The sequence below is a fragment of the Micromonospora sp. WMMD882 genome (assembly GCF_027497255.1).
Lineage (GTDB): Bacteria > Actinomycetota > Actinomycetes > Mycobacteriales > Micromonosporaceae > Micromonospora.
On sequence record NZ_CP114903.1, the window covers coordinates 2,313,324 to 2,325,935 of the forward strand.

Consider the following 12,612-nt stretch of genomic DNA (forward strand, 5'->3'; position numbering starts at 1 on the left):
CCTGAACGCCCGGGGAAGGGTCCCCTGTCGACGCCGCGCGCGCCGCAGGGGTCCCTTCCCATGCCTGACCCGCGTCGGCGGGACGCCGTGCGCGGCGTCGCCCGCAGGACAGCCCGACGCGCCGTCGACCGTCACGTGCCCGGGAGGGAAACCGTGAGTCAACCGCAGACCACCGTGGACGGGTCGCCCGTGGGGCGGACCGAACCCGTAGCGATCGTCGGCGTCGCCTGCCGGCTGCCGCAGGCGCCCACCCCGGACGCCTTCTGGGAGCTGCTGCGCGCCGGCGGCGACGCGGTCGGCGAGCCGCCCGCGGACCGCTGGCGGGACGGCGGTCCCCCGGCGGGGACGGCGACCCGGGCCGGCTACCTGGACCGGGTGGGCGACTTCGACGCGGCGTTCTTCGGCATCAGCCCGCGGGAGGCCGCCGCCATGGACCCGCAGCAGCGGTTGATGCTGGAGCTGAGCTGGGAGGTCCTGGAGGACGCCCGGATCCTGCCGGCCACGGTCCGCGGCGCCCGCGCCGGGGTCTTCGTCGGCGCGATCTGGGACGACTACGCCACCCTCTCCTACCGGGGCGGGCCGGACGCGGTCTCCCCGCACACCGTCACCGGCCTGCACCGCAGCATCCTCGCCAACCGGGTCTCGCACCACTTCGGGCTCACCGGGCCGAGCCTGACCGTCGACACCGGGCAGTCGTCGTCGCTGGTGTCGGTGCACCTGGCCGTGGAGAGCCTGCGCCGGGGCGAGTCCAGCCTGGCCCTCGCCGCCGGGGTGAACCTGATCCTGGCGCCGGAGAGCACCACCGGGATGGCCCGGCTCGGCGCGCTCTCCCCCGACGGCCGCTGCCACACCTTCGACGCCCGCGCCAACGGCTACGTACGCGGCGAGGGCGGCGCGGCCGTGCTGCTCAAGCCGCTGTCCCGGGCGTTGGCCGACGGCGACCGGGTGCACGCGGTGATCCTCGGCGGGGCGGTCAACAACGACGGGGTCGCCGACGGTCTCACCGTGCCCAGCCGGGCCGCCCAGGAGGAGGTGCTGCGGCTGGCGTACGCCGACGCCGGCGTCGACCCGCACGACGTGCAGTACGTCGAACTGCACGGCACCGGCACCCCGGTCGGCGACCCGATCGAGGCGGGCGCGCTGGGCGCGGTGTTCGGCGCGGGCCGTCCGGTCGACGCGCCGCTGCTGGTCGGCTCGGCCAAGACGAACGTCGGCCACCTGGAGGGGGCGGCCGGCATCACCGGGCTGCTCAAGACGGTGCTCGCCCTCACCCACCGGCGGCTGCCGGCCAGTCTCCACTTCACGACGCCCAACCCGGCCATCCCGATGGACCGGTGGCGGCTGCGGGTGCCGCAGGAGACCGGCGACTGGCCGCGGCCGGACGTTCCCCTGCGGGCCGGGGTGTCGTCGTTCGGCATCGGCGGCACGAACTGCCACCTGGTGCTCGGCGCGGCCCCCACCGGCCGGCACGGGTCCGGGCCCGAGCCGGCCCCGGAGCCGACCGGTTGGCCGCTGTCGGCCCGCACCCCGGCGGCCCTGCGCGACCAGGCGGCCCGGCTGGCCCGGCACCTCGCCGACCACCCGGACCTAGCGCCGACGGCGGTGGCGCGCACCCTGGCCACCGCCCGGACCCGCTTCGACCACCGGGCCGTGGTGGTCGCCGAGGACGTCCCGCAGGCCCGCGCGGCGCTGACCGCGCTGGCCGGCGGCGAGCCCGACGCCCGGGTGGTCACCGGCGCGCTCACCCCGGGCCGGGTGGTCTTCGTCTTCCCCGGCCAGGGCTCCCAGTGGGCCGGCATGGCCCGGGGGCTGCTCGACCGGCACCCCGTCTTCACCGCCACGCTGCGCCGCTGTGCCGCGGCGCTCGCCCCGTACGTCGACTGGGACCTGTTGGAGGTGCTGCGCGACGGGACGGACGCGGCCCCCCTGGACCGGGTCGAGGTGGTCCAGCCGGCGCTCTGGGCGATGATCGTCTCGCTCGCGGAGACCTGGCGGGCGCACGGCGTCGAGCCGGACGCGGTGATCGGCCACAGTCAGGGCGAGATCGCCGCCGCGCACGTGGCCGGCATCCTCACCCTGGAGGAGTCGGCGCGGCTGGTGGCCCGCCGGGCCCAGGCGATCAGCCGCATCGAGGGGGCCGGCGGCATGGTCTCCGTACCGCTCGGCCCCGACCAGCTCGACCTGACCCGGTGGGCGGGGCGGCTGCACGTCAGCGTCCGCAACGGCCCGAACTCGTCGGTCGTCTCCGGTGACCTGGACGCGCTGGCCGAGCTCGTCGAGAGCTGCCAGGCGCGCGAGGTCAACGCCCGGCTGCTGCCGATCAGCTACGCCTCGCACAGCCCGTACGTGGAGCCGCTGCGCGCCGGCTGGGACGCGACGATCGGCCCGGTGCGCCCGAGGGCCGGACGGGTCCCGTTCTGGTCGACCGTCACCGCCGGGCCGGTCGACGGCACCGACCTGACCGGCGACTACTGGTACCGCAACCTGCGGCAGCCCGTCCGGCTGGAGGAGACCGTCCGGGGGTTGATCGCCGCCGGGCACACCCACTTCGTCGAGCCCAGCCCCCATCCGGTGCTCGCCGCCGGGATCCAGGACACCCTGGCGGCGGCCGACGTCGACGGCACCGTCACCGGCACCCTCAAACGGGACGACGGCGGCCCCGGGCGGCTGCTGCTGTCGCTGGCCGCCGTGCACACCCGTACCGCGCAGGCCCCGACGCTGGGCGCCGGGCCGACGCCGGCCCCGGGCCCGCTGGTCGACCTGCCCACGTACGCGTTCCAACGGGAGCCGCACTGGCTGGGCACGCTGCCGACGCCGACGGCGCCCGCCCCGCACGGCCCGGCGCGGCCCGCTCCGGACCCGGCGCGCACGCCCGCCCTGGCCCAGGGGCCGCTGGCCGACCGGCTCGCCCGGCTGTCCGCCGAGGACCGGTCCCGGCTGACCCTCGACCTGGTACGCCGCAACGCCGCGGCGGTGCTGGGCCACGCCACCGACACCGTGGTCGGGGCCGACGTGTCCTTCAAGGACCTCGGTCTCGACTCGGCGCTCGCGTTGGAGCTGCGCAACCGGCTGGCCGCCGCCACCGGGCTGCGGCTGGCGTCCGGGCTGCTGTTCAACCACCCCACGCCGGCCGCCCTGGCCCGGCACCTGCGTGACGAGCTGGTCGGCGCGGCGGAGTCCGCCCCGACGCCGGCCCCCGCCGGCGGGCGGGCCACCGACGAGCCGATCGCGGTGGTGGCGGTCGGCTGCCGGTACCCCGGTGACGTCCGCTCGGCGGAGGACCTGTGGCGGCTGGTCGCGCAGGGCGTCGACGCGGTCGGGGACTTCCCCGCCAACCGGGGCTGGGACCTGGACGGGCTCTTCGACCCCGAGCCCGGCGTGCCCGGCCGCTCGTACGCCCGGCACGGCGGCTTCCTGCCCCGGGCCGACGAGTTCGACGAGGAGTTCTTCGGCATCGCCCCGCGCGAGGCCGCCGCGATGGACCCGCAGCAGCGGCTCCTGCTGGAGACCACCTGGGAGGCGTTCGAACGCGCCGGGATCGACCCGGGCACGCTGCGCGGCAGCCGCACCGGCGTGTTCATGGGCGTGATGCCCCAGGAGTACGGGCCCCGACTGTACGAGACCTCGGCCGGCTCGGACGGGTACCGGCTGACCGGAGGCGCGACGAGTGTCGCCTCCGGTCGGGTCTCGTACGTCTTCGGGTTCGAGGGGCCGACGTTCACCGTGGACACCGCCTGCTCGTCGTCGCTGGTGGCGATCCACCTCGCGGTGCAGTCGCTGCGCCGGGGCGAGGCGACGATGGCGGTGGCCGGTGGGGCGTGCGTGATGGCCTCACCGGGCATCTTCGTCGAGTTCAGCCGGCAGCGCGGGCTCGCCCCGGACGGCCGGTGCAAGGCGTTCGGGGCCGGCGCGGACGGCACCGGCTGGGCCGAGGGCGCGGGCGTGCTGCTGCTCGAACGGCTCTCCGACGCCCGCCGCAACGGGCGGCGCGTGCTCGCCGTGATCCGGGGCAGCGCGATCAACTCCGACGGGGCCAGCAACGGGCTCACCGCCCCCAACGGGCTCGCCCAGGAGCGGCTCATCCGGGACGCCCTCGCCGACGCCGGCCTCTCCCCCGCCGACGTCGACGCGGTCGAGGCGCACGGCACCGGCACCCGGCTCGGTGACCCGATCGAGGCGGGCGCGCTGCTGGCCACGTACGGCCGGGCCCGGCCGGCGGACCGGCCGGTGTGGCTGGGCTCGTTGAAGTCCAACATCGGGCACAGCCAGGCGGCGGCCGGCGTGGGCGGCGTGATCAAGATGGTCGGGGCGCTCCGGCACGAGCTGCTGCCGCCCACCCTGCACGCGGCCGAGCCGTCCCCGCACGTGGACTGGTCGTCCGGGGCGGTCAGCCTGCTCACCGCCCCGGTGGCCTGGCCGCGCGGGGACCGGCCACGGCGGGCGGCGGTCTCCTCGTTCGGCATCAGCGGCACCAACGCCCACGTCATCCTCGAGGAGGCCCCGCCCGAGCCGGCGGCGGGACCGGCCGACGCCGGAACGACGGAACCGACCGACGCCGCAGCGGCGGGACCGGCCGACGCCGGGGCCGTGCCGGGCGGCGGCGGCGCGACGGTGGCGGCGTACCCGTTGTCGGCCCGTACCCCGGCCGCCCTGCGCGACCAGGCCGCCGGCCTCACCCGCCACCTGGCCGAACACCCCGGGCTGGACCCGGTCGCGGTGGCGCACACCCTGGCCACCGGCCGGGCCCGCCTCGACCACCGGGCCGTCGTGGTGGCAGCCGGACCGGACGAGACCCGGGTGGCGCTCACCGCCCTGACCGAGGGGCGGCCCGCCCCGAACCTGGTCGCCGGAACACCGGTCGAGGGTCGGACCGTCTTCGTCTTCCCCGGGCAGGGCTCCCAGTGGGCGGGCATGGCGTTGGGGCTGCTCGACCGGCACCCGGTGTTCACCGAGCACCTGGGCCGCTGCGCGGCGGCGCTCGCCCCGTACACCGACTGGGACCTGCTCGACGTGCTGCGCGGCCTCCCCGACGCCCCGCCGCTGGACCGGGTCGACGTCGTCCAGCCGGTGCTCTGGGCCATGATGATCTCGTTGGCCGAGACCTGGCGGGCGCACGGCGTGGAGCCGGACGCGGTGGTCGGCCACAGCCAGGGCGAGATCGCCGCCGCGTACGTGGCCGGGGCGCTCAGCCTGGACGACTCGGCGCGGATCGTGGCCCGCCGCTCCCAGGCGATCACCGCGCTGGCCGGCACCGGCGGCATGGTCTCCGTACCGTTGCCGGCGGAACGGATCGACCTGGGCCGGTGGGACGGGCGGATCCACCTCGCCGCCGTCAACGGTCCGCACTCCACGGTGGTGGCCGGGGACCCGACCGCGCTGGACGACCTGGTCGCCCGGTTCCAGGCACAGGAGGTCAACGCCCGCCGGATCGACGTCGACTACGCCTCGCACACGCCGTTCGTGACGCCGATCCGGGACCGGGTGGCCGAGCTGCTCGGTGAGATCCGGCCCCGCCCGGCCCGGATCCCGTTCTGGTCCACCTGCACCGGCGGCCTGCTCGACACCAGGTCCTTGGATGCCGATTACTGGTTCCAGAACCTGCGCAACACGGTCCGTTTCGCGGAGACGGTACGGGCGCTGGCCGTCGCCGGGCACGTCCACTTCGTGGAGACCAGTCCGCACCCGGTGCTCACCATCGGCGTGCAGGACACCCTGGACGCGATCGACGTCGTCGGCACCACCACCGGGACGCTGCGCCGGGGCGAGGGCGGCCCGGCCCGGCTGCTGCTGTCCCTGGCCCACGCGCACGTGCACACCGCACACCGTCCCCGGTTGGCCGCCGACCCGACGCAGCCGCCGCCGCGTCCGGTGGACCTGCCCACGTACCCGTTCCAACGCCGGCGGCACTGGCTGGCCACGCCGTCCGGCGGCCCGGCCCCGACGGGCCCCGGCCACCGTTTCCTGGAAACCGAGATCGACCTGGCCGGCGACGCGGGGGTGCTGCTCTCCGGCCGGCTGTCCCGGCGGTCGCATCCCTGGCTGGCCGACCACGCGGTACGCGACGCCGTGCTGCTGCCCGGCGCGGCCCTGGTCGACCTGGCCGCGTACGCGGCCGACCGGGCCGGCTGCGACGTGGTGGACGACCTGGTGCTGGAGACGCCCCTGACGCTGCCGGCGACCGGCGGCGTGGAGATCCAGGTCAGCGTCCAGGCCGGGGACGCCCCGCGCCGACGCGCGCTGACCGTCCACTCCCGCGTCGTCGCGTCCGGGCCGACCGCCGACGGCCCGGACCGGAGCTGGGCGCGGCACGCCACGGGTGTCCTCGTCGAGGCCGACACCGACCCGACCGCCGACACCGACCCGACCGCGACCAGCGTGTGGCCGCCGGCGCACGCCGCCGAGTGGGACCTGACCGACGCGTACGCCCGGTTGGCCGACGCCGGATACCGGTACGGACCGACGTTCCGGGGCCTGCGGCGGGCCTGGCGGCGCGGCGACGACATCTGGGCCGAGATACGCCTGCCCGACGGGGCGCCGACCGGCGCGGGGCTGCCCGACGACCGGGCGGTCACCGGTTTCCACCTGCACCCGGCCCTGCTGGACGCCGCGCTGCACCCGCTGGTGCTCAGCCTGCTCGACGGCGACACCGCCGCCGGGGTGGCCCTGCCGTTCGCGTGGAGCGGCGTGCGGGTGCACGCGGTCGGGGCGACCGCGCTGCGGGCGCACCTACGGCGTACCGGCGCGCGCAGCGCCGCGTTGACCCTGACCGACGAATCCGGCGCCCCGGTGGCCGAGGTGGAGTCGCTGACCCTGCGGCCGGCGGCCGTCGGGCAGCTCGCCGCCGCGTACCGTGAGTCGCTGCTGGAGCTGGTCTGGTCCGAGGTGGCGGCGCCACCGCAGGCCGCCGCCGGGACCACCCGGCTGGCGGTGCTCGGTGACAGCGACCTGGACGCGGTCGGCGCCACCGGCTACCCGGACCTGGCCGCGCTGCTGGCCGCCCTGGACGGCGGCGCCCGGACGCCGGACGTGGTGGTGGCGACCGTCGTCGCGCCCGAGCCGGAGCTGGTGCCGGCGACCCACTCGGCGGTCGCCGCCGCCCTGGACCTCGTCCAGCGGTGGCTGGCCAGCGACCGGCTGGACGGCGCCCGCCTGGCGCTGACCACGTTCCGGTCGGTCGCGGCCGACCCGAACGAGCCGGTCCGCGATCCGGCGACGGCCGCCGTGTGGGGCCTGCTGCGCGCCGCGCAGACCGAGCATCCCGGCCGGTTCGTCCTGGTCGACCTGGACACCCCGTCCCACCTGCGGGTGCCCGCCGCGGTCGCCACCGGCGCGGCGCAGGTCGCCGTGCGGGGCGACACCTTCCGCACGCCCGCGCTGGCCCGGGTCGGCGCGGAACAGACCCTGGTCCGGCCGGAGACGCCGGACTGGCGGCTGGTCGCCGAGCCGCGCGGCACGATCGACAACCTGACCCTGGCCGGGTCCGACGACGCGGGCCGCCCGTTGGCCGGCGGGGAGGTCCGGGTCGCGGTGCACGCCGCCGGCCTCAACTTCCGGGACGTGCTGATCGCCCTCGACATGTACCCGGGCGCGGCGACGATGGGCTGCGAGGCGGCCGGCGTCGTGGTCGAGGTCGGCGCGGACGTGACCGACCTGGCCCCCGGCGACCGGGTGACCGGGCTGTTCCCGGCGGGGGCGTTCGGGCCGGTCGCCGTCGCCGACCGCCGGCTGCTCACCCGGATGCCGGCCGGCTGGACGTACGCGCTCGCCGCCAGCGTGCCGACGGTCTTCCTCACCGCCTGGTACGGGCTGGTCGAGCTGGCCGGTCTGCGCGCCGGGGAGCGGGTGCTGGTGCACGCCGCGACCGGCGGGGTCGGCATGGCGGCCGTGCAGGTCGCCCGGCACCTGGGCGCGGAGGTCTTCGCCACGGCCAGCCCGGCCAAGTGGGACACCCTGGTCGAGGCGGGTTTCGCCGACACCCACATCGCGAGCTCCCGCACTCTCGACTTCGAGCCGTGGTTCGCCGACGCCACCCGGGGCGAGGGCATGGACGTGGTGCTCAACTCGCTGGCCGGCGAGTTCACCGACGCGTCGCTGCGGCTGCTGCCCCGGGGCGGCCGGTTCGTCGAGATGGGCAAGACCGACATCCGCGCCGCGGACCGGGTGGCCGCCGCGCACCCCGGCGTGACGTACCGGTTCTTCGACCTGCTGACCGTGGACCCGGACCGGATCGCCGCGATGCTCGCCGCGCTGGTGGACCTCTTCGACTGCGGCGCGCTGACCCCCGTCCCGGTCACGACCTGGCCGGTCGACCGGGCGCCGGCCGCCTTCCGTCACCTCCAGCAGGCCCGGCACGTCGGCAAGATCGTGCTGGCCCTGCGCGGTGGTATCGACCCGGCGGGCACCGTCCTGATCACCGGCGGCACCGGCACGCTCGGGCGGTTGCTGGCCCGGCACCTGGTCACCCGGCACGCCGTACGTCGTCTGCTGCTCACCGGCCGGCGCGGTCGCGACGCCGACGGGGTGGTCGAGCTGGAACGGGAGCTGGCCGACCTGGGCGCGGAGGTGACCGTCGCCGCCTGCGACGTCGCCGACCGGGACGCGCTGGCCCGGGTGCTCGACGCGGTGCCGGCGGACCGTCCGCTCACCGCTGTGGTGCACACCGCCGGCCTGCTCGACGACGCCACCGTCGAGGCGCTCACCGGGGACCAGGTGGAACGGGTGCTGCGTCCCAAGGTGGACGGCGCCTGGCACCTGCACGAGCTGACCCGCGACCGGCCGCTGGACGCCTTCGTGCTGTTCTCGTCGGTCGCCGGCACGCTCGGCCTGCCCGGTCAGGGCAACTACGCCGCCGCGAACGCGTTCCTCGACGGGCTGGCCCACCTGCGCCGCTCCGCCGGGCGGGCCGCCGTCTCACTGGCCTGGGGGCTGTGGGCGGAGGCGAGCGGGATGACCGGCCACCTCGCCGAGGCCGACCTGGCCCGGATGAGCCGGACCGGGATCGCCGGGCTGTCCGACGAGGAGGGGCTGGCGCTGTTCGACCTGGCGTTGGAACGCGACCAGGCGCACCTGGTCCCGGTACGGCTGGACCGGGGCGCGCTGCGTGGCCTGGCCGAGCGGGACGCCGTACCGGGGATGTTGCGGGACCTCGTCCCACCGCCCGGCCGGCGGGTCACCGGACGGGTGACCGGGCCCGCCGCCGCGACCTCCTCGGCCTCGTGGGCCGACCAGCTCGCCCGGCTGCCGCGGGAGCGCCGGCACGACGCCCTGGTCGGCCTGCTCAGCACCGAGGTCGCCGCGGTGCTGGGCCGGGCCGACGGGATCGACCACGGGCAGACCTTCCGGGACCTCGGGTTCGACTCGCTGGCCTCGGTGGAGTTGCGCAACCGGCTGCGGACCGCCACCGGCCTGCGGCTGCCCGCCACGGTGGTCTTCGACCATCCCCGGGTGGGTGAGCTGGCGGAGGTCCTCCTCGGCCGCGTCCTGGCCACGGAGCAACCCTGAGTCACGGAGCAACCCTGAGTCACGGAGCAACCCGGAGGCACCGGGCAGCCGGGCCAGCGGGCAGCCCTGAGTCAGCGGGCAGCCGGGCCACCGCCCACCCCGCGGCCCGTCGAAGCCACCACCAGCCGGTGGCGGCGACGGGCCGCGCCGCCCTTCCGATCCACCCGACAGCAGAAAGACCGCCGAACAGCAGAAAGACCGGCGGGGCAGCAGAAAGACCGGGCAGCAGAAAGGCCGGCGTCCGGTGGGTCACCCCATCCGTAGCCGGCCGGTTCCGTCCCGGCGGGGAGGTACGCCGCCGGTCCGGTCAACCGTCAGACGCCGTCGGTGGGTCCGTCCACCGATCCGACGCCCGGCGACCAGTTCGTCGCCGACAGTGCTCGTCCTCGCCGCCCCACCGGGGTGGGTCACGGCGCTGTCCGCCACCCGACGCGACACCGCGTCGACGTGGCGAGGTCGTCCGGTGGTTCGGGTCCACGCATGCGCGTCGACCGGTCACCCGGACGGCCCGACGTGTTCTCTGGCCCGGTCCCGGCGGTCGAGATGTCGACCTCCGGCCCCCCGAGGGTCCGCACCCCCCATCAACCGGGCTCAGTCGACCGACCCCAAGGGACGGTCGTCGATCTCCTTACTGTGCCGCGCCCACCTGCCGGTACTCCAGTCGACGCTGCTGTGGGACGGCCATCGCCAGCGCCTCCGGCCCGACCGTCGACTGCCCCGCCTCGCTGAGGCCCGGATCGCCTTCGAGGATCGCCCGGTGCAGACGTTGGAGATCGCCGGAGGGATCCACGCCCAACTCGGCCACCAGCGCCTTGCGTGCGCCCTGGTAGACGCCGAGCGCCTCGGACCGTCGCCCGGCCCGGTAGAGCGCGAGCATCAGCTTGGCCTGGAAGCCCTCATGCGTGGGTTGCCGCGCGGAGAGGCCCACCAGCTCGCTGAGCAGCTCGTGGTGCCGACCGAGCAGCAGGTCCGCCTCGATGCGCAGCTCCAGCGCGCTCTTGCTCATCTCCTCCAGGCGCAACACCTCGACCTGGAGGATCGGCCCGGGAGTGACGTCCACCAGCGCGGGGCCGCGCCAGAGGGTCAACGCCTCCCGGAGGATCCGGGCCGCCGCCTCGGTACGTCCGGACTCCAGCGCCGCGCGCCCCTGCGCCACGAGTTGCTCGAATCGCAGCGAGTCGAGCGCTTCCGGGGCGAGCGAGAGCATGTACCCGCCGGCGAACGTCCGCAGCTCCGATGCCGAGACGTCGCCCGGACCGGTCCCTCCCGACTGCGGGTTGAGCGCCCGTTGCAGGTGCTTGCGTAGCTGGTAGACGTACGTCTGCAGGGTGGTGGTGACGCTGGTGGGCGGGCTGTTCTCCCACAGCTCCTCGATGATCTGTTCGTTGCGGACGACCCGGTTGGCGCAAATCGCAAGAAGCGCGAGCACCCGACGCGGTTTAGGCGCCGTTGGGGTCATATCCAACTGGCCGACATGAACCGATAAAGGACCGAGTACGTTGATCTGCAATGCTGTCACATCCTTCGCTACGCCCTGGACACCCGATTCACGTGTTGTCACGCCGATATCCGAATGATTTTCGGATACGGTCGCCAATCAGTTGACCGACAATTCGTGGCCATCCTGACCGGAACCCGCGCCGCACTCCACGTGAAACAAAAGCTACTCAACGTAGCCGTATGTGCCGATACGCACAGTGGACTTCGCAGCGACGGGGCGCCCCCCAGCTGCCGCGTCTTGCCATCGTTACCCAGTGAGACATGGAAACACCTCAAGGTGACACCAAGCAGCCCCCCAGCCGTGACAGTCAACCATTGACTCAATCATCGATTGCCGAATCAACTGTTTCCAGGTGCGGCAACACCTGTCTCACTGATCCACTAATCGATGCATGCCTCTGTTCATCACTATGCCCCATTGCAGGTTGCCGCACAAGCAGGCGCAGAATCCAAGAGGCTTTCGAGCCGGGTTCGAGGCGGCCATGCATTGTTGGCGGGACTTCACAGCTTGTGATGAAATTGCGCGCACGGAGTGAGGTCGCAACAACCCCTAATGCCTCGCAGGCCGGGCGGCGGATCCTCCGCAAATCCCGGAACGCGGATGCGTTTGCGCTGATCATGAGGGCACGCCGAGAGTTGCGCGGACGGCCACCGGCCCCCTCGGCGGGACGCGCGACGCGCTGTCCACGGCAGCACGGTCCGATCCTGGGCGTATACGATCGGTAGTGTTCGGCTCTGGCGGTCGATGCCGGGCGCGCAGCAGATCCCGAAAGAAAGTTGTCCGACGGGCGGCACGGGGCCGTCGACGCCACCCCTCCCGCCGGTTCGACCGGGTGCCCGGCCCGGGCGCCGGGCGCCCGTCAAACCGTCCCCAACAGAACGGATCACCTGCTCACAACGGGTCCAGGCGGCTCAAATCACGCATCGGCCATCATTCCGGGGCGACCACCCGTGACGACAGCCGCCGGGGGTCTCCGCTGCGCGTCCGGGCGGTCGCGTCGAGCCCGCTCCCCCACCCGTAGGCGGCCATCCGTCGGCAGACGACAGCGTCGGCCCTGCCCAGGCGGAGCGCACCGACAGTGGTCCGGATCATCCGACCGGAAAGACCTCATCCGGTCCAAGGCGACGCCAGGCAACGAATACCGGTCGTCCATGAATGGCTTTTTCTGGCCATCCTTACAGCCATTCCCGTCGACGTAGTCGAACGGAAGGACAGCGGACCCCGGGTAGGTCGCCGGCCGGCCCGGCGGGCCCGGACGACGGGCGACGGCCGTCACAGGGGCCGCCGCTGCTGATCCAGTTGCGACGCGAAGAACGCGCTCGCCGCGGTGAGGATCTCGTTGACCCGACGCAGCTCGGCGTTCTCGGCCCGGAGCCGTTGCAGCTCGTCGGCCTCGGTCTCGGTCAGTCGCTCGGCACGCGGGTCCGGTCGCTCGCCACGCTCGATCTCGTCCTGCCGGATCCAGGTACGCAGCGCCTCGGGATGCACGTCGAGATCCCGGGCGAGCTGGACGATCGGTGGCCGCGGATCGGACTCCCGCCACCGCTGCACCGCGCGGATCCGCAACTCGTCCGGATACTTCTTGGGCGGTGCCACCAGCGTTCCTCCCT

Annotated in this window: 3 protein-coding genes; 1 reads left to right on the forward strand and 2 read right to left on the reverse strand. The window is 74.8% G+C overall.

The window, feature by feature from the left end; all coding sequences use genetic code 11:
- The first annotated feature begins 153 nt into the window (after positions 1-153).
- On the forward strand, positions 154-9,501 hold the full coding sequence (locus O7606_RS09250; RefSeq protein WP_281598644.1) for a type I polyketide synthase: 9,348 nt from the start codon (positions 154-156) through the stop codon (positions 9,499-9,501).
- Positions 9,502-10,129: 628 nt separating this feature from the next.
- Here O7606_RS09250 and O7606_RS09255 read toward each other — a convergent pair.
- Entirely contained in the window at positions 10,130-10,960 is an 831-nt protein-coding gene (locus O7606_RS09255; protein ID WP_281599575.1) for an AfsR/SARP family transcriptional regulator, read from the reverse strand.
- A 1,314-nt stretch (positions 10,961-12,274) separates the two neighbouring features.
- On the reverse strand, positions 12,275-12,598 hold the full coding sequence (locus O7606_RS09260; protein WP_281598645.1) for a transposase: 324 nt from the start codon (positions 12,596-12,598) through the stop codon (positions 12,275-12,277).
- Positions 12,599-12,612: the final 14 nt, after the last annotated feature.

Excerpts from the sequence above, each read along its gene's own strand:
- O7606_RS09255 (WP_281599575.1), bottom strand. The coding sequence starts at position 10,960 with ATGACCCCAACGGCGCCTAAACCGCGTCGGGTGCTCGCGCTTCTTGCG.